A 17,142-nucleotide genomic window follows, 5' to 3' on the forward strand; every position below is an offset into this window, starting at 1 on the left:
AGCAAGGCGGCGTCACTCCCCCGGATGATAGGTCCGCTCGGTGTGGCCCTTCAGCTGGTCCGGATAGAAATAGACCTCGCGCAGGTCGCCGGTGGCGTAGCGGGCGGCCTGGTCGTTGAAGTGCTTGGAGGCGGGATCGCCGCTCTCGCCGCCGGCGGTCACGGCGCGGGCCCGGACCCGGTCACCGAACTCCACCACCGCCACGAAGCTGTTGCCATAGGTCCCGTAGCGCTTCTTCGTCCCCTCGTCGGCGCGAATGCCGAAGGAGGCGAGCGAGCCCCACTGGGCCGAGGCGAAGGCCACCGGGATGGAGGGCTTGGCGTCGTCGAAGGGATGGACGATGTCGTCGGTCAGGCGCTGGAAGCGGTTCACCTGGCCCCAGGGGGTCTTCCAGGTCCCGAAGTCGGCGGTGAGTTTGGTCGTAGCGTCGGCCAGGGCCTGGAGCTTCTGGTCGGCGGTGGAGCGGCCGTCCATCCAGTCATAGATGGTCACCTCGTCGGCCTTGGCTTCGGCCGCGCCGGTGTTCCACAGGGCCTCGCCCCAATAGACGGCCAGGGTCTGGGCGACGGAGTCGGGGCTCCAGCGGTCGTCCCAACCCCGCAGGGCGGCGACCTGATCGGCCAGGGCGAGCTTGCGCGGATCGCTCCAGGCGAGCTTGTCCCAGGCCGTGACCAGGGTGGGGATCAGGCGGGCGAAGGCCGGCTGGTAGGGGTCATAGGCGACCGTCACCAGGCCATCGAGGGTGAGGTCCTTCCGGTCCTTGAGCAGGGCGATGTAGTGCAGACCACGCGGGTTCTCGCCCACCTGGTCCATGTAGCGCGGATAGTCGCCGATCTTGGGGCTGTACTGGGCCGCGGCCGAATAGGGCCAGTTGTTGGAGTTGGCGACCCAGCCATTGGGCGGGGCGATCACGCTGGGCGCCTCGTTCAGCGCATGCAGGCCCTGCCAGTCGGTGGCGGGATCGGCGCCGTCCACGGGCTTGGTGTAGTCGAAGCGGTTGTCCCGCTTGGGCACGAACTGCGGCATGAGCAGGGCAATCTCGCCGCTGGAATCGGCGAACAGGGTATTGTTCGAGGAATTGGCGCGGAACTCGGCGACCTTCTGGAAGGCCTTCAGGTCGGTGGCCTTGGTGCGCAGGAACGATTGCTGCAGGGCCGCGACCGGGGTGTTCATCAGCGAGAAGGCGATCCACTTGCCGTCCGCCGCCCGCACGATCGGGCCGTGGTGGGTGCGATAGACGGTGAAGTCGCGGCGCGCCATCGCCCCGTCCGCCGCCTTGTAGGGCACCGTGATCTTGGAGACCGTGACCGGGCGCAGGTCCTTGCCATAGCGGTAGAACAGCTTGCCGCCCTGATCGACGATGGTCTCGGCGAACTCGTCGACGGAATCCAGCGTGCTGGTGGTGTGCATCCAGCCGGCGTGGGCGTTGAAGCCCTGATAGACGAAGAACTGCCCCCAGGTGCTGGCCCCGTAGACGTTCAGGCCCTGGTCGGAGGTCACTTGCGCCTCGGAGCGGAAGTAGAACGAGGTGTGCGGGTTGATCAGCAGGAGGGCGTGACCGTCCTTGGTGTTGGCGGGCGCGATGGCCATGCCGTTGGAGCCGGACGGCTCCCAGGGCTTCAGGCCCAGCTCGGTCTCGGTCATGGCGACCTGGCGCTTGCCGTAGAAGGACTCCAGGCCGCTCAGCGACACCTTCTCGATGTCGCCGCCGATGCTGCCTTCGGAGAAGCTCAGCGCCATCCAGGGTTCGAAGTGGGTGATGACCTGCGGCTTGGTCTGGGGGTGGGTGGCCAGATAGTAGTTCAGGCCGTCGGCCCAGCTGGTCATCAGCGCCTTCAGCCAGGCGGGGCTCTTGGCGTACTGGGCCTTGAGGTCCGCAGGATCGATGAACAGTTTCTGGCGCAGGTCCGCATAGATCTGGCTCTCGCCCTGGGCCTCGGCCTGGCGGCCCAGCGCGGTCAGGTAGTTGCTTTCGATCCGATGGAAGTCGTCCTCGGCCTGGGCGTAGATCATGCCGAACACCGCGTCGGCGTCGGTATGGCCCTTGATGTGGGCGACGCCCCAGTCGTCGCGGAGGATGGAGACCCGCGCCGCCTCCGCCTTGAGGCGTCCGGCGTCCGGCGCCGCCTGGGCCAGGGCGGGGGCGCCGGCGATCGCCGCGGCCAGCACGGCCAAACCAAGTCTACGCACGGGAACCTCCAGCTCGCGGCCTGGCCGCCAGGGTGATGTTGAAACGCGGCCGACCATAGCCATGACCGCCAGCGCCGGCCAAGCCGGGCGCGCGCTGGTCCAGACGATTCGTCTTCAGTGACTGAGACTCCGTCGCATTCTCGGTTATCGCGGTTCATATACTCACGTTGAGGGCATGAATTCGCTGAACCTATTCTACTCAAAACGAGTAGGGCGTGAATTGATCCTGCGCCTTCATTGTCAGTGACACCGGGGGCGCCCAAGGATCGCGACCTTAAGAATCCCTAGTGGAGCCGGACACTTGGCGCCTCCCCAACCCCAGGGCTTTTGCTTGGTTTTACGGGAAAAAACTCAAAAACTGTCGTTTTGCATATCACCACTTTGAGGGGTCCTGAGAGCAAGAACCCACCCTGGGCGCCTCTCCTGCATGAGACAGCTTTGCAAAATTGAAATATGTGCAATTACTCAGGACATCTTGGAAGATCGATGTCGGACGACGGGAGGTCGGCCCGATATCTAATGAGGAGATGACGACCATGGCCGAGGTATCCAACAAGACCCCAGATCCCATGGATGTCGCCCTCGGGGCCGCGGTCCGGATTCGCCGCCGCACCATCGGCATGTCGCAGGAAGCCCTGGCCGAGCAGTGCGGGGTGAGCTTCCAGCAGATCCAGAAATACGAAAACGGCGCGAACCGGATCTCGTTCTCGCGCCTGGTCCAGATCGCCCGGGCGCTGCGCTGCCGCGTGGTCGACCTCATGGATGTTCTGGACACACCCGGCCACGATGCGACGGGCGACCTGGACTTGCTCAGCCGCATGCGGACGCCGGGCGCGCTCGAGCTGCTGGCCGGCTTCGAGCGCCTGCCGCAGGAGGCCCGCGCCTCGCTGGTCAATTTCATGCGCGCCCTGACCGGGCCGGAAACCGCCGTCTATGCGCGCCACAAAGAAAGCGCCTGACGCACGACACTAGGGTCTGGAAACGCCGAAGGGCGCGGTCTCCTTGCCGAGACCGCGCCCTTCTTCATTTGGGCGTCAGGCGGGGATCACAAGGCCTGAAGATCGACGGCGGCGATCTTGCCGCGCTCTTCCTTCAGCTGGAAGCTGACCTTCTGGCCGTCATTCAGGCCGCGAAGGCCCGCCCGCTCGACCGCCGTGATGTGGACGAAGACGTCCTTGCCGCCGTCATCCGGCTGGATGAAGCCGTACCCCTTGGTGGTGTTGAACCATTTGACCGTACCCGTGGCCATAGCGCGCCGTCTCCCTGAGGACCTACCTCAGGTGGCCAGGGCCGGAAGTTCAGGTCAACCGCAAATCGGCCCTCAGCCTGAGGCCAGCACCTTGTCGATCACCGCCTTGGCGTCGGCGCCGGACCAGTCGGCGCCGCCCATCAGCCGGCCCTTCTCGACGCCGTCCTTGTCGAAGATCACCGTGGTCGGCATGCCCACCGAGGCGGGCTTGAGGTCGTAGGGCAGCTTCATCTTGGGATCGCGATAGAAGGTGAGCGGCGCGTGGGTCGCGATGAAGGCCTTGGCCTTGTCGGCCTCGCGGTCGCCGTCGACGCTGACCGGCACGACCATCACCTTGTCGGTCGGATATTCCGCCGCGAGCTTGGCGAGCGTCGGCATTTCCAGCACGCAGGGCCCGCACCAGGTGGCCCAGATGTTGAGCACCACGACCTTGCCCTTGAAGTCGGCGATGCGGAGCGGCTTGCCCTCGCCGTCATAGAAGGTGGTGGCCGGCGCGGCGGTGGCGTCCGGGGAAATGGTCAGCTTGGCCATCTCGCCCTTGGCGACCGACTTGAGGTCGCCATGCGCTGCGGGATTGGAGCTTGCCTGAACGATGATGTAGACAACGGCCGCGACGCCCACCGCGGCGACGCCCCAGATGGCCCGTTTCAGCAGGCCGGACCTGGGTTCGCCCCCGTTTCCGCCCTCACCGCTCTTATCGATTTCGCTCATATGTCAGACGACTCCTCGCAACGCCCCGACAAGTCCGCCGCCGACGGCCAGGGCCAGGCCATGTGGGGCGGGCGTTTTACGTCCAAACCGGCGGAATTGATGCAGGCGATCAACGTCTCCATCGGGTTCGACCGCCGTCTGGCGTCGCAGGACCTGGCGGGGTCGCGCGCGCACGCCGCGATGTTGCGCAAGCAGGGGGTCATTTCAAGCGCCGACGAAGAGGCCATCCAGGGCGGGCTGCAGGCCATCGCCGCCGAGATGGAGGCCGGGACCTTCCCGTTCCGCGAGGAATACGAAGACATCCACATGAATGTGGAGGCCCGCCTGCGCGAGCTGATCGGCCCGACGGCCGGCCGGCTGCACACGGCGCGCTCGCGCAATGACCAGGTGGCGCTGGACTTCCGCCTGTGGGTCCGCGAGGCCTGCGAGCGCACGATCGCCCAGCTGCGCGACCTGCAGTCGGCCCTGCTGGCCAAGGCCGAGGCCCATGCCGAGACTCTGATGCCGGGCTTCACCCATCTGCAGCCCGCCCAGCCGGTGACCTTCGGCCACCACCTGATGGCCTATGTGGAGATGTTCGGCCGCGACGCCGGCCGCTTCGCCGATGCGCGCCGGCGGATGAACGAGTGCCCCCTGGGCGCCGCGGCGCTCGCCGGCTCGCCCTTCCCCATCGACCGCGAGCAGACCGCCAAGCGCTCGGCTTCGACCGGCCGACCGCCAATTCCCTGGACAGCGTCTCCGACCGCGACTTCGCACTTGAGGCCCTGGCCGCCGCCACCCTGTGCGGGACCCACCTGTCGCGCCTGGCCGAGGAGATCGTGATCTGGATGACGCCGCAGTTCGGCTTCATCAAGCTGACCGACGCCTTCACCACCGGCTCGTCGATCATGCCGCAGAAGAAGAACCCCGACGCCGCCGAGCTGGTGCGCGCCAAGGTCGGCCGGCTGCTCGGCTCCTTCACCCAGCTGACCGTGGTGATGAAGGGCCTGCCGCTCGCCTATTCCAAGGACATGCAGGAGGACAAGGTCCCGACCTTCGAGGCCTTCGACGCCCTGGAGCTGTCGCTCGCCGCCATGGCCGGGATGATCGCGGACCTGGAGCCGGTGGCCGCGCGCATGGCCCAGGCGGCCGGCGCGGGCTTCTCCACCGCCACCGATCTCGCCGACTGGCTGGTGCGCACCCTGGACATGCCGTTCCGCGACGCCCACCACGTGACCGGCGCGGCGGTGAAGCGGGCCGAGATCCTCGGCTGCGACCTGGCCGACCTGCCCCTGTCGGAGCTGCAGGCCCTGTCCCAGGGAATCACCGCAGAGGTCTATGACGTGCTGACCCCGCGGGCCTCGGCCGGCAGTCGCAAGAGCTACGGCGGCACCTCGCCGGAGCAGGTTCGCGCCCAGATCGCGCGCTGGAAGGAGATGCTGAAATGACCCTTCGCTCCCTCGCCCTGATCGGCGCCCTCACGCTCGCGGCCGGCGGCCTGTCGGCCTGCGGCAAGCTCGGCGCCCTGGAACGTCCCGGCCCGATCTTCGGCAAGGGCGGCGGCGCCGACGCCGGCGCCCAGCCGACCCGCTCGATCCGCACCGTCGATCCCCGCGACCGCAACTCCGACCCCGCGCCCTCGCGCAGCGAGCCGATCGAGAGCACCAACAACCCGACGGCCAGCGGTCCGCAAACGCCATGCCGGACCCGTACAACAACCCGCAATGAACCACTTCGATCTGCGGGACGGCGAGCTGTGGTGCGAGGACGTCTCGCTGACCGCTCTGGCCGAGGCGGTGGGCGCGCCGGTCTATGTCTATTCCTCGGCCACCCTTGAGCGGCACTACACCGTGCTGCGCGACGCCCTGGTCGGGGCGGGCCTGAAGGGCGAGCACGGCGGTCCGCCGCTGATCGCCTTCGCCGTGAAGGCCAATTCCAATGTCGCGGTGCTGAAGACCCTGGCCCGGCTGGGCGCCGGCGCCGACACGGTCTCCGAAGGCGAGATCCGCCGCGCGCTCGCGGCCGGCATTCCCGGCGAGCGGATCGTGTTCTCCGGCGTCGGCAAGACCGCCGAGGAGTTGGCCTTCGCGCTCAAGAACGGCGTCTCCGAGATCAATGTGGAGTCCGAGCCCGAGATGCATCTGGCCTCCCAGGTCGCCCAGTCCCTGGGAACCCGGGCCACCATCGCCATCCGCGTGAACCCCGACGTCTCGGCCGGGGGCCACGCCAAGATCTCCACCGGCAAGGCCGACAACAAGTTCGGCGTCTCGTTCTCGGAGGCCGAGCGGCTCTATGCCCAGGCCGCCAACAACGCCGGCCTGAAGCCGGTCGGCGTCACCTGCCACATCGGCAGCCAGATCACCGACCTCGCCCCCATGGCCGAGGCCTTCGCCAAGATGCGCGGCCTGGTCGAGCGCCTGCGCGCCGAGGGGTTGGGCGTGGAGCGCCTCGACCTCGGCGGCGGCCTGGGCGTGCCCTATTTCAACCAGCCGACCCCGCCCTCGCCCGAGGACTACGCCCGGATGATCGCCAAGACGATGGGCGGGCTGGACGTGGCCTATTCCTTCGAGCCGGGCCGGATGATCTGCGCCAACGCGGGCGTTCTGCTGGCCCGGGTGCTGCACATCCATGAACGGCCCGAGGGCCGCAAGTTCGCGGTGCTGGACGCCGGCATGAACGACCTGATCCGGCCGGCCATGTACGACGCCTATCACGACATCCGCCCGGTCAAGCCGCGGGCCGGCGAGCCGGTGGTCTATGACGTGGTGGGGCCGATCTGCGAGACCGGCGACACCTTCACACGCGACCGCGCCCTGCCGCCGCTCGCGGCCGGCGACTTGGTGGCCTTCATGAGCGCCGGCGCCTATGGGGCGGTGATGTCCAGCGAGTACAACAGCCGCCTGCTGGTCCCGGAAGTGCTGGTCAAGGGCGCCCACTGGGCCGTGGTCCGACCGCGACCGACCTATGAGGACATGCTGGCCAAGGAAGCGCCCGCCCCCTGGCTCTGACGCGGCCCTAGTCCATCGCCCCGATGAAGGGCAGGCCGCGCATCGCGCCGGCCGAGTCCATGCCGTAGCCGACCAGGAACCGCGCGGGCGCGTCCCAGGCCGAGAAGTCGGGCTGGATGGCGCGGGGCTTGGGCCAGGGCTTGGTGGCGAAGACCGCGGTCAGCACCTCGGCGGCGCCGGCGTCGCGCACCAGGCGGTGGGCTTCCGACAGGGAAAGGCCGGTGTCGAACACGTCGTCGATGACCAGGGCCCGGCGTCCGGCCAGGGGCCGCTGCAGGTCGGCCCGCACCTCGCACCGCCCGAGACTGGCGCGCTCGTCGCCATAGGAGGCGAGCCACAGGGCGTCGAAGCGCACATGGCGGCCTTCGCGGGACAGGGCGCGGGTCAGGTCGGCCGCGAACCACAGGCCGCCGGTCAGCAGGCAGACCGCCACGGTCTCGTCATCGATGCGCGGCGCGATCTGGCGGGCGAGGTCGGCGACCTTGGCGGCGATCTCGGCCTCGGTCAGCAGGACCACGGGAACGGGGGCGTCACTCATGCGGCGGGGCGCTCGGCAGGGCGTAGGGGGAATTGGACGGCAGGGGCGCGGCCTCCACCGGGGCGGGGCCGGACATCGCCGCCTCGGATCCCTCGTCGGGACCGCGCAGCAGGGGGCCGGTCTCGGCCGGCGGCGCCGGCGCGTGTTTGGCCTGGGGAATCACCACGCCCTTGCGCGCGGCCTCCGGCGCGAAGGCGACCTCCAGCTCGTTGGCCGAGGTGGGCGGGTCGAGAATGGCGAGCGCGAAATGGCGGGTCTCGCCCGGCGGCACCACCGCGTCGGCGGGCTGGGCGATCTTGGTCGAGACCCGGCGGCCGGCCTTGTTGATCAGGCTAACCCGCAGCGGGGGGGCGGTGATCGCGGTGTCCTCGATATTGCGGATCATGCCCGACACCGAGAGCGCGGCGTGGCCGTCCTGCAGGGAGGGTTCGGCCTTCACGCCTTCGATCACCAGGCCCAGGCTGTTGACCGGCAGGCCGACGCCGGCATAGGCGCCCGCCGACTGCGGCCAGATCTTCACGACATTGACCCGGAACACGACGGCCAGCGCGATGACGATGGCCAGGACGGCGGTCATGCCGGCCCAGACCACGCCATTGGCCGCGGCCTCGCGCAGCTTGCGCTCGTCGGCCGCCTTGGCGCGGAAGACCTTGGGCAGCTCCTCGCCCGGCAGATCGCTGACCAGGGGTTCGGGCTCGACCTCGGGTTCCGGCTCGTGGGCGAGCGCGCCCTCGTCCTCGGAGACGTCAAGCTCCAGGGCGGCCGCGGACTCCGCATGCCAGCGGTGCCCGCAGGACACGCATTTCACCGTCCGGCCTTCCGCGGGGATCTTGGAATCATCCACGTAGTAGCTGGTCGCGCACTCTGGACAGGTCAGTATCATGACGGCCGAATCAGACGCTTTCGCCAAGGACTTGAATTCAGAGCACTAATCCCGCGCTTGGTCGGCATTGTAGGCGGTAACGGCAGCGGTTCCACAATTCCTTGCCGCCTTGCCCACAGCTCCCATCGCACGAGTCGTCAGGCTAGCACGATAGCGGCCGAGGCGACGCCCCTGCGCCCAATCGCCCACCCCGGCGGGCCGGCGATTCGGGGAGCGATCGGTCTGGACCAGGAAATCGGGGACGGATTAGCTTAAGGCTGGAAGACGCAAGTCCGCGGCGGCTATCATCGGCGCAGAATCGGACATGCAAACCCCTCCTCCGAGGTCTCCGATTCCGGGTCCCATGTCCAGAAACCCGCACGCCGCAGAGGCCGAAGTCGAGGCCGATCATGTCCTGCGCTTCGAAGATGTCTCGATGCGCTACGGCCGGGGCCCGGAGACCCTGCGCGATCTGAATTTCGAGCTGGAGCCGGGCTCCTTCCACTTCCTCACCGGGGCCTCGGGCGCGGGCAAGAGCTCGCTGCTGAAGCTGATCTATCTGGCGGCCAAGCCGTCCAAGGGCCTGATCCATATGTTCGGCGAGGACCTGTCGGTGATTCCGCCGGCCGAGAAGCCGCTGATCCGGCGGCGCATCGGGGTGGTGTTCCAGGAGTTCCGCCTGCTCGAGCACATGACCGCCTTCGACAATGTCGCCCTGCCGCTGCGCATCGCCGGCCGCAAGCCCGACAGCTATCGCCAAGACGTGGCCGAGCTGCTGGCCTGGGTCGGGCTGAAGCACCGGATGCACGCCATGCCGGCGACGCTGGCCGGGGGCGAGAAGCAGCGCCTGGCCATCGCCCGCGCGGTGGTGAACCGCCCCGATATCCTGCTGGCCGATGAGCCGACCGGCAATGTCGACCACGACATGAGCCTGCGGATTCTGCGCCTGTTCGTGGAGCTGAACCGGCTGGGCACCACCGTGCTGATCGCCACCCACGACCAGGACCTCGTCGCCCGCTCGGGCCGCGACGTCCTGCACCTCGAGGACGGCCGCCTCGCCCGCCTGGACGCGCCGGGGCCCCGGCCATGAGCGAGACCGACGCCTTCGTCGCCCGCTGGCGACCCTCGTCCTTCCTGCCCGCCGCCGACAGCCGGGACGGGGCGCTGACCTTCGTGATCGCGGTGCTGTGCTTCCTGGCCTGCCTGACGGCGCTGGGGGTCATCGCCTCGGACCGTGCAGCCAGGGGCTGGAGCGACCAGCTGACCCGCCAGGCGACCATCATCGTGCGGCCCAAGGCCAATGAGACGCCGGATTCCGCCGCCGCCCGCGCCGCCGAGACCCTGGCCGGGGTCAAGGGCGTGTCCGAGGCCCGGGCCCTGGAGAAGGAAAAGGTCGAGGCCATGGTCGCCCCCTGGCTAGGCGACATCAGCGATCTCGACGACCTGCCGGTGCCGCGCCTGGTCGCCGTCGACCTGGATCCCAACGGACCCGCCACCGCCGCCGACATGGACGCCGCGCTGAAGGCGCAAGGGGTGGACGGCATTGTCGACGACCATTCGATCTGGACCGCCGATATCGCCCGCGCTGCGGGCATGGTGCGCTGGTTCGGGGCGGCGGTGTTCGGCCTGATCGCGGCGGCCGCCGGCGCCGTCGTGGCCTTCGCCACCAAGGCCGGCCTGCAGGCCCGCCGCGACGTGGTCGAGGTGCTGCATCTGTCCGGCGCGGACGATCACTTCATCGCCCGGCTGTTCCAGCTGCGCTTCGCCCGCATGGCCGCGGTGGCGGGCTTGTTCGGCGCGGCGGGCGCGGCGATCATAGGGGCTGGCCTGCGCTTGGCGGGCGGCGAGGGAGGCCTGACGCCGGTGCTGCCGATCACCTGGACCGATCTCCTGGCGGTGGCGCCCTGCCCCGTGCTGGCCGCCCTGGTCGCGGCGATCGCCGCGCGGCTGACCGCCGAGGGTCTGATCCGGGACATGGCCTGATGAACAGCGCGCTGAAGGGCCTTACGGCGATCTTCCTGGTCGGGCTGATCTGGGCCTCGGGCCTGATCGCCTTCGCCGACCGGGTGGACCGCTCGACGCCTGCGCCGGAGCCGGAGCGGGCCGATGGCGTGGTGACCCTGACCGGGGCCGGGTCCAATGAGCGGATCATCGCCGGAGTCGAACTGCTGGAGGCCGGCAAGGCCAAGCGGATGCTGGTCTCCGGCGTCAACCGCGAGGCCAGCCGCGAGGACATCCGCACCGTCTCCAAGGCGGTGCGCAAGATCTATGACTGCTGCGTGGACCTGGGCTTCACCGCCGCCGACACGGTGGGCAATGCGCGGGAGACCGCCGAATGGGCCGACTCCATGAGGTACTCCAGCCTGATCGTGGTGACGGCCGACTATCACATGCCGCGCGCCATGCTGGAGCTGCGCTCGACCCTGCCGCACGCGCGGCTGCAGGCCTATCCGGTGTCGACCTCGGTCATCAACGCCCACTACTGGTGGCGCACCGGACGCGGCGCCCGGTTGATGATCACCGAGTATTCGAAGTATCTGGCGATCCTCGGCCGCGAGATCGTGCGCGGCATGGGCCCCAAGGACGCCGCGGCGTCCCCGCCTGCGACCGTTCCATCCCCGAAAGGCTGACCTTGCTCGCCCTGCGCTCCATCCTCTTCGTGGTCCTGTTCTACATCTGGTCGGTGTTCTTCGCCCTGATCATGATCCCGTTCCTGATCCTGCCGGCGTCCTGGATGAGCCGGGCCCTCTTTGTCTGGAGCGCGGGGATCAATCTGCTGCTGCTCGTAGTGTGCGGCATCAAGGTCGAGGTGCGCGGCAAGCAGTTCATCCCCAAGGGCGACGCCCTCGTCGCGCCCAAGCATCTGTGCATGCTCGACGTCTTCGCCCAGTTCGGCGTGCTCTCCAGCCCGTTCTTCGTGATGAAGAAGGAGCTGATCTATGTGCCGCTGTTCGGGCTGTACGGGGTCAAGATGGGCGCCCTGATGGTCGACCGCGCCGGACACGCCAACGCCCTGAAGAAGATGGTCCGCGGCGCCCAGGTGCAGTTCAAGAAAGGGAACCGGCAGCTGCTGATCTTCCCCGAAGGCACCCGCGGCGAGCCCGGCAAGGCCGGCGACTACAAGCCCGGCATCGCGGCCCTCTATCGCGACCTGAACCTGCCGGTGCACCCGGTGGCCACCAATTCCGGCGTCCACTGGCCGGCCCACGGCTTCCTGCGCAAGCCCGGCACGATCGTCTTCGAATATCTCGAACCCATTCCGCCCGGCCTGAAGCGCGGCGAGTTCATGCGCACCCTGGAAGAGCGCATCGAGACCGCCTCCAACCAGCTCCTACCCCTCTAGGACATCGCCATGCGCCAGCCCCTGCCCGAGACCGGAACCGACTGGGACACTCTGAAGGGGCGGATGGCGGACTACGCCGCGGGCGACGTCCGGTGGCGCGACGGCAAGACCGGCGTCTATGTGTTCAACGCAGGTCCCGAGGTCGAGCGGGTGCAGAAGGAGGCCTACGCCCTCTTCATGTCCGAGAACGGCCTGGGCCCGGCCGCCTTCCCCAGCCTCAAGCGCATGGAGGCCGAGGTGGTGGGCTTTGGCTTGTCCCTGCTGCACGGGCCTGAGGACGCCACGGGCTCCATTACCTCGGGCGGGACCGATTCCATCACCATGGCGGTCAAGACCGCACGGGACTACGCCCGCAAGGTGAAGGGCCTGACCGGCCAGCTCAACATCGTCCTGCCGCGCACCGCCCACCCGGCCTTCGACAAGGCCTGCGCGGTGATGGAGATCGAGGTCCGCCGCACGCCGGTGAAGGACTTCCTGGCCGACCCGACGGCGATCGGCGCGGCGGCGGACGACAAGACCATCATGATCGTGGGCTCGGCCCCCTGCTTCCCCTATGGACTGATGGATCCGATTGCGGCCCTGTCGGAGCTGGCCGTGGCGCGGGACCTGTGGCTGCACGTCGACGCCTGCGTGGGCGGCTATATCGCGCCCTTCGTGCGGATGAACGGGTCCGACATCGCCCCCTTCGACTTCGAGCTGCCGGGCGTGAAGTCCATGTCCGCCGACCTGCACAAGTACGGCTACTGCGCCAAGGGCGCGTCCACGGTGTTCTTCCGTTCGGCGGAGCTCGCCAGGTTCATGACCTTTGACTTCGACGTCTGGCCGGCGGGGCGGATGACCACGCCGACCCTGTCGGGCACCCGTCCCGGCGGCGCGACCTCGGCGGCCTGGGCGGTGATGAATTTCCTCGGCGTCGCCGGCTATCGCGACAAGCAGGGCCAGGTCGTCGCCGCGCGCGAAAAGATGCAGGCCGGGGCCGAGGCGCTCGGTTTCGTCACCCTGGGGCGGCCGCAACTGGGCATCCTCAGCTTCACCCATCCGGACGTCGATTGCCTGGCGGTCTGGGTGAAGATGCGCGAGCGCGGCTGGTTCTCCAGCATGGGGACTGAGCCCCGGGCCCTGCACATGATGATCTCGCCCTTCCACCTGCAGGTCGCCGACGCCTATCTGGCGGATCTCGCCTGGGCGCTCGGCGAGGTGAAGGGATCGGCCAAGCCGGTGGCCGCCGAAGCGCGCTATTCCGGCTAGCTAGGCCGAGATCGCCTCGACCCGCGCCAGCAGCGCCTCCATCCCGGCGTCGCGAATGCCCTCGGCCTCCAGATGCGCGACAAGGTCGCGCAGGTAATCGATGTTCGGCCCCGACAGGCCGGTGGCCCCGGAGATCAGCTCGGCCTGGCGCTCCAGGCTGAGCGCGCCCGCCCATTGCGGATGGGCCGTGTCGGACAGGAAGACCAGGGTCTCCACCTCGGCGCCGCCGTCCAGGCGGATGCGGCGCGTGGCCTCCACATAGGTCTCGGTCGGCTGCTCGCGTTCGCGCAGGTAGGCGTAGACCTCTGGCCAGGCCTGCTCATCCACGCGATAGGCCGCGCCGCGGGTCGACCGCCGGGCGCCAGGCCCAGGACCAGGCCCGGACGCTCATAGGTGCCGCGATGATGGACCGAATAGATGCAGAAGGCGCGGCGGCGACCATGTAGGGTGGCGGGTCTGCGCTCGACGAACGCGAAGCCGGGCCGCCACATCAGCGACCCATAACCAAACACCCAACGCTCAACCGACATGGCCCGCCGCTCAACCCCGTCCGACCCCACACCTGTGCCCGATCCGGCGCCCGACCGCAAACCCGGTCGGCTGGGACTCTATGTTCCCTTCGCGATCGCCGCGATAATCGCCATCGCCTGGACCGGCGTGTGGATCGGCATCCGCGGCCAGGCGCAGCGGACGATCGACGCCGACGCCGCCATCCTGCGCAAGGCCGGCTATGAGGTCGCCTGGCAGGACCGCAAGATCAGCGGCTGGCCGTTCCGCATGGACATCGCCTTCACCGGGCTGCGCCTGCGCGAGCCCTCGGGCTGGGGCTTCGCGGCGCCGAAGCTGGAGGCGGAGGCCTTCGCCTATGCGCTGGGCCACTGGATGGTTGCGGCCGAGGACGGCTTCACCTTCACCCGGCCGCATGGCGGGCCGGTCGAGGTCAAGGGCCGGGTGATCCGCGCCAGCCTCACCGACGTGACCCAGCGCCCGCCGGCCCTGTCGATCGAGGGCCAGGACCTGACCTTCGCCCCGGGCCCCGGCGCCCAGCCCTTTTCGCTGGCCTCGGCCAGGCGAGTTGAGCTGCACCTGCGCCCCGGCCCCGACGACCAGGGGGCGATCCTGTTCAAGGTGGAGGACGGCCGCACCGCGCCGGCCGGAACGCTCGCGGCCTTCGGGGCGGGCAAGCCGGTGGCGATGGTCTGGGATTCGATCTTCTCCAAGGTCAGCGGCTTCAAGGGCGCCGATCTGGCCGAACGCAGCCAGGCCTGGTCCCTCGCCGGCGGCCAGCTGCAGGTGCGCCAGGCCGGGATCACCGCGGGCGACGCCTCGCTGGGGGCCCAGGCCGGCAAGCTCACCCTCGACGGCGACGGCTACCTCACCGGCGATCTCGACGTGACGGTGCGCAACGGACCCCAGGCCATGGCCGCCCTGGCCGGCGCCGGCCTGGTCCCGCCGGAATCGGCTCTGGCCGCCGCCGCGGTCATGGCCGCCCGTCCCGACGGCCGCCTGCCGCTGACCTTCCAGGCCGGCCAGACGACGCTGGGCCCGGTCGCCCTGGCGCCGGCGCCCAAGCTCTGGTGACGGCCCCTCGCCCTCACCCGAACGGCTTGTCGAGGCTCGGCGGCGGGACCGAAAACCACTTCGGGCCGGCCTCGGTCATGTGGAAGCAGTCCTCCAGCCGGACGCCGAACGATCCGGGAATGTAGATCCCCGGCTCGTTGGAGAAGCACATGCCGGGCGCGAGCGGCGTGGTCTCGCCATGGACCAGATTGACCGGCTCGTGGCCGTCCAGGCCGATGCCGTGGCCGGTGCGGTGCGACAGGCCGGGCAGCCTGTAGCGGGGTCCGTAGCCCAGGCTCTCGTAATAGGCGCGGACGGCGTCATCGACCGAACCGGCCGGCGCCCCCACCCTGGCGGCGGCGAAGGCGATCTCCTGGCCGCGGTGGACCTCGTTCCAGACCTTGCGCTGGGCGGCGGTGGGCTCGCCGAACACGAAAGTCCGCGAGATGTCGGACTGATAGCCCTCGACCGTGCAGCCGCAGTCCATCAGCACCACCTCGCCCTCGCGGACGATCTGCGGCTTGCCCGAGCCGTGCGGATAGGCCGCCGCCTCGCCCAGCAGGATCAGGTTGAACTCCACTTCGCCGCCGAGCGCGCGGGTGGCGCCGACCATGATGGCGTCGATGTCGCCGCGGGTCATGCCGGCCCGGATCCGCGGGTAGGTGTAGCGATAGGCGGCGATGGTGATGTCGCTGGCCAGCTGCATCAGGGCCAGTTCGTGCTCGGTCTTGATCATCCGTACGCCGCGGGTCACGGCCGCCCCGTTGCGCACGCTGGCGCCCGGCAGGGCCTTCTGCAGGGCGTCGACGATGAAGAAGCGCACCGTCTCCTCCACCCCGATGACGCCGCCCGCCAGCTTCTTCTCGGTCAGCCAGCCGGCCACCACCGCCAGCGGGTTCTCGTCCTCCTGCCACACCCGCACCTCGCCGGGGACCGCCAGGCTCTCGCGCACCGACGGCTCCTCGAAGTGCGGGGTGACGATCAGGACGTCGCCCTCAACGGGGATGACGCAGGCGGTCATCCGCTCGCTGCGGCTCCAGCGGACCCCGGTGAAATAGATGAGCGACGAGCCCGGCTCCATCAGCAGGGCCGAGATCCCCTTGGCCCGCATCAGGGCCTGGGCCCGCGCGATCCGCGCCTGGCGCTCGGCCGGGCTGATCGGGACGACGCCTGCGGTCATCGGCTTCAGGTCCGGCGCCGGCTGCGCCTGGGCCGCCCCGGCCGCCAGGGCGAGGCCCGCCCCGGACGCCCATCCCAGAAATCTGCGTCGATCCGTCTGAATCATGACCTGCCCTCCGTCCGCCCGGGAGGCTAGGCCGGATCGGCGGCGATGTCGTCGATCTCGGCGGCGCAATTTGCGGGTCATATTCCCGACCCAGGCCCGCGGCAGTTTGCCGGACGCCGCCGCCGGAAAGCCCGTCCCCATGTCCAAGCTTCGCCACGCCCTTTTCGCCCTGGCCTTGACCGCCATCCCCGCCGTGGCCGACAGCGCCCCGGCTGCGCCCGCCGGCGCGCCGCAGCTGTCTCTGCCCATCGCCTGCAAGCCCGGCCAGACCTGCGAGGTGCAGAACTATGTCGACCGCGACCCGGGGCCGGGCGCGAAGGACTGGCGCTGCGGCGAGCGGACCTATCAGGACCACACGGGGGTCGACATCCGCGTGCCGAGCCTGGCCGTGCAGCGGGCCGGGGTGGATGTCCTGGCCGCCGCGCCGGGGGTGGTCTCCCGCCTGCGGGACGGGGTGGCGGACGTCTCGGTCAAGGTCGCCGGCGCCGCCGCGATCTCCGGCCAGGAATGCGGCAACGGGGTGGTCATCAGCCATGGCGGCGGCTGGGAGACTCAGTACTGCCACCTCGCCAAGGGCAGCATCCGGGTCAAGGCCGGCGACCGGGTCGCCGCGGGCCAGCCGATCGCGCGGGTCGGGCTATCGGGCAATACGGAATATCCGCACCTGCACCTCAGCGTCCGGCATGACGGCCAGCTGGTCGACCCCTTCGCGCCCGCCAACGCGACCAGCTGCGATCCTCGCGCGCCCACGGCCGGCCTGTGGTCCGCGGCCACGGCGGCCCAGCTGCCCTATCAGTCGGGCGCCGTGCTGAACGCCGGCTTCGCGGACCGGGCGCTCAGCAACGACGATGTCGAGGCCGGCGGTCTGGCCGCGCCGCAGCCGACCTCGCCCGCCCTGGTCGCCTATGTGCGCGCCATCGGTCTGAAGGCCGGCGACCAGCCGCGGCTGACCCTTTTCGGCCCCGACGGCGGCCAGATGGCCGAAAGCGTCAGCCCGCCCCTGGACCACGACAAGGCCCAGTGGCTGCTCTATGTCGGCAAGAAGCGCCCGGCGGCGGGCTGGCCGCGCGGCGTTTATCGGGCCCGCTACGAAGTCATTCGGTCAGGCGGCGTCACCATCGTCCGCGACGTCCGTTTCACCCTGTAAGCCGCCCGTCCAAATCGCCTAT

16 protein-coding genes and 2 pseudogenes are annotated in these 17,142 nt (G+C 69.5%); 11 read left to right on the forward strand and 7 right to left on the reverse strand.

Annotated features, from left to right (window positions below; translation table 11 throughout):
• Positions 1–12 precede the first annotated feature (12 nt).
• The gene (locus MQH10_RS08605) at positions 13–2,190 is read right to left on the reverse strand and encodes a penicillin acylase family protein (protein ID WP_242563655.1); all 2,178 of its coding nucleotides are present in this window, start codon (positions 2,188–2,190) and stop codon (positions 13–15) included.
• A 536-nt stretch (positions 2,191–2,726) separates the two neighbouring features.
• On the opposite strand from MQH10_RS08605, the gene MQH10_RS08610 reads away from it, so the two are divergent.
• Positions 2,727–3,149, forward strand: a complete 423-nt coding sequence (locus MQH10_RS08610; RefSeq protein WP_242563656.1) for a helix-turn-helix domain-containing protein — start codon at positions 2,727–2,729, stop codon at positions 3,147–3,149.
• Positions 3,150–3,235: 86 nt separating this feature from the next.
• Here MQH10_RS08610 and MQH10_RS08615 read toward each other — a convergent pair whose 3' ends face one another.
• Positions 3,236–3,439: a cold-shock protein gene (locus MQH10_RS08615; protein ID WP_242563657.1), complete on the reverse strand. Its 204-nt coding sequence runs from the start codon at positions 3,437–3,439 to the stop codon at positions 3,236–3,238.
• 72 nt (positions 3,440–3,511) lie between these two features.
• Positions 3,512–4,150 carry a TlpA family protein disulfide reductase gene (locus MQH10_RS08620; protein WP_242563658.1) on the reverse strand — a complete coding sequence of 213 codons (639 nt, stop codon included), beginning with the start codon at positions 4,148–4,150 and terminating at the stop codon, positions 3,512–3,514.
• Here MQH10_RS08620 and argH point away from each other — a divergent pair.
• The 3 genes and pseudogenes from argH (at position 4,151) to lysA (ending at position 7,137) form a co-directional block, all read left to right on the forward strand.
• A pseudogene (argH, locus tag MQH10_RS08625) lies at positions 4,151–5,577 on the forward strand (argininosuccinate lyase).
• Complete coding sequence (locus MQH10_RS08630) at positions 5,574–5,966, forward strand: hypothetical protein (protein ID WP_242563659.1); 393 nt, start codon at positions 5,574–5,576, stop codon at positions 5,964–5,966. The pseudogene argH and the gene MQH10_RS08630 overlap by 4 nt, the downstream one beginning before the upstream one ends.
• Positions 5,854–7,137 (forward strand): diaminopimelate decarboxylase, encoded by a 1,284-nt coding sequence (gene lysA, locus MQH10_RS08635; protein ID WP_242563660.1) that lies wholly within the window; start codon positions 5,854–5,856, stop codon positions 7,135–7,137. Before MQH10_RS08630 ends, lysA begins: the two co-directional genes overlap by 113 nt.
• Positions 7,138–7,144: 7 nt before the next feature.
• Here the strand turns inward: lysA and MQH10_RS08640 are convergent, their stop codons facing one another.
• A complete protein-coding gene (locus MQH10_RS08640; protein WP_242563661.1) occupies positions 7,145–7,675 on the reverse strand; it encodes a phosphoribosyltransferase in 531 nt (176 codons plus the stop codon).
• A complete protein-coding gene (locus tag MQH10_RS08645; RefSeq protein WP_242563662.1) occupies positions 7,668–8,558 on the reverse strand; it encodes a DUF3426 domain-containing protein in 891 nt (296 codons plus the stop codon). Before MQH10_RS08645 ends, MQH10_RS08640 begins: the two co-directional genes overlap by 8 nt.
• A gap of 343 nt (positions 8,559–8,901) precedes the next feature.
• On the opposite strand from MQH10_RS08645, the gene ftsE reads away from it, so the two are divergent.
• From ftsE to MQH10_RS08670, 5 genes are read left to right on the forward strand one after another with little or no spacing between them, the layout of a single operon-like run.
• A complete protein-coding gene (gene ftsE, locus MQH10_RS08650; protein ID WP_242563663.1) occupies positions 8,902–9,627 on the forward strand; it encodes a cell division ATP-binding protein FtsE in 726 nt (241 codons plus the stop codon).
• Complete coding sequence (locus tag MQH10_RS08655; RefSeq protein WP_242563664.1) at positions 9,624–10,520, forward strand: cell division protein FtsX; 897 nt, start codon at positions 9,624–9,626, stop codon at positions 10,518–10,520. The genes ftsE and MQH10_RS08655 overlap by 4 nt, the downstream gene beginning before the upstream one ends.
• 11 nt (positions 10,521–10,531) lie before the next feature.
• Positions 10,532–11,167, forward strand: coding sequence for a YdcF family protein (locus MQH10_RS08660; protein WP_242563746.1), 636 nt, complete (start codon positions 10,532–10,534; stop codon positions 11,165–11,167).
• Positions 11,168–11,169: 2 nt separating this feature from the next.
• A complete protein-coding gene (locus MQH10_RS08665; RefSeq protein ID WP_242563665.1) occupies positions 11,170–11,880 on the forward strand; it encodes a lysophospholipid acyltransferase family protein in 711 nt (236 codons plus the stop codon).
• Between the two features lie 9 nt (positions 11,881–11,889).
• Positions 11,890–13,128: a pyridoxal-dependent decarboxylase gene (locus MQH10_RS08670; RefSeq protein ID WP_242563666.1), complete on the forward strand. Its 1,239-nt coding sequence runs from the start codon at positions 11,890–11,892 to the stop codon at positions 13,126–13,128.
• Here MQH10_RS08670 and MQH10_RS08675 read toward each other — a convergent pair.
• Positions 13,129–13,658, reverse strand: a pseudogene (locus tag MQH10_RS08675) (gamma-glutamylcyclotransferase).
• On the opposite strand from MQH10_RS08675, the gene MQH10_RS08680 reads away from it, so the two are divergent.
• A complete protein-coding gene (locus MQH10_RS08680; RefSeq protein ID WP_242563667.1) occupies positions 13,657–14,709 on the forward strand; it encodes a DUF2125 domain-containing protein in 1,053 nt (350 codons plus the stop codon). The pseudogene MQH10_RS08675 and the gene MQH10_RS08680 overlap by 2 nt on opposite strands.
• A gap of 13 nt (positions 14,710–14,722) precedes the next feature.
• Here MQH10_RS08680 and MQH10_RS08685 read toward each other — a convergent pair whose 3' ends face one another.
• Complete coding sequence (locus MQH10_RS08685) at positions 14,723–15,973, reverse strand: M24 family metallopeptidase (RefSeq protein ID WP_242563668.1); 1,251 nt, start codon at positions 15,971–15,973, stop codon at positions 14,723–14,725.
• A 139-nt stretch (positions 15,974–16,112) separates the two neighbouring features.
• On the opposite strand from MQH10_RS08685, the gene MQH10_RS26350 reads away from it, so the two are divergent.
• A complete protein-coding gene (locus MQH10_RS26350) occupies positions 16,113–17,120 on the forward strand; it encodes a M23 family metallopeptidase (RefSeq protein ID WP_272886812.1) in 1,008 nt (335 codons plus the stop codon).
• Positions 17,121–17,142: the final 22 nt, after the last annotated feature.

Source organism: Phenylobacterium aquaticum, from assembly GCF_022695515.1.
Taxonomy (GTDB): domain Bacteria; phylum Pseudomonadota; class Alphaproteobacteria; order Caulobacterales; family Caulobacteraceae; genus Phenylobacterium; species Phenylobacterium aquaticum.

Excerpts from the sequence above, each read along its gene's own strand:
- MQH10_RS26350 (WP_272886812.1), top strand. The coding sequence starts at position 16,113 with ATGTCCAAGCTTCGCCACGCCCTTTTCGCCCTGGCCTTGACCGCCATC.
- MQH10_RS08615 (WP_242563657.1), bottom strand. The coding sequence starts at position 3,439 with ATGGCCACGGGTACGGTCAAATGGTTCAACACCACCAAGGGGTACGGC.
- MQH10_RS08610 (WP_242563656.1), top strand. The coding sequence starts at position 2,727 with ATGGCCGAGGTATCCAACAAGACCCCAGATCCCATGGATGTCGCCCTC.
- MQH10_RS08640 (WP_242563661.1), bottom strand. The coding sequence starts at position 7,675 with ATGAGTGACGCCCCCGTTCCCGTGGTCCTGCTGACCGAGGCCGAGATC.
- MQH10_RS08645 (WP_242563662.1), bottom strand. The coding sequence starts at position 8,558 with ATGATACTGACCTGTCCAGAGTGCGCGACCAGCTACTACGTGGATGAT.
- ftsE (WP_242563663.1), top strand. The coding sequence starts at position 8,902 with ATGTCCAGAAACCCGCACGCCGCAGAGGCCGAAGTCGAGGCCGATCAT.
- MQH10_RS08680 (WP_242563667.1), top strand. The coding sequence starts at position 13,657 with ATGGCCCGCCGCTCAACCCCGTCCGACCCCACACCTGTGCCCGATCCG.
- MQH10_RS08630 (WP_242563659.1), top strand. The coding sequence starts at position 5,574 with ATGACCCTTCGCTCCCTCGCCCTGATCGGCGCCCTCACGCTCGCGGCC.
- MQH10_RS08670 (WP_242563666.1), top strand. The coding sequence starts at position 11,890 with ATGCGCCAGCCCCTGCCCGAGACCGGAACCGACTGGGACACTCTGAAG.
- MQH10_RS08655 (WP_242563664.1), top strand. The coding sequence starts at position 9,624 with ATGAGCGAGACCGACGCCTTCGTCGCCCGCTGGCGACCCTCGTCCTTC.
- lysA (WP_242563660.1), top strand. The coding sequence starts at position 5,854 with ATGAACCACTTCGATCTGCGGGACGGCGAGCTGTGGTGCGAGGACGTC.
- MQH10_RS08620 (WP_242563658.1), bottom strand. The coding sequence starts at position 4,150 with ATGAGCGAAATCGATAAGAGCGGTGAGGGCGGAAACGGGGGCGAACCC.
- MQH10_RS08685 (WP_242563668.1), bottom strand. The coding sequence starts at position 15,973 with ATGATTCAGACGGATCGACGCAGATTTCTGGGATGGGCGTCCGGGGCG.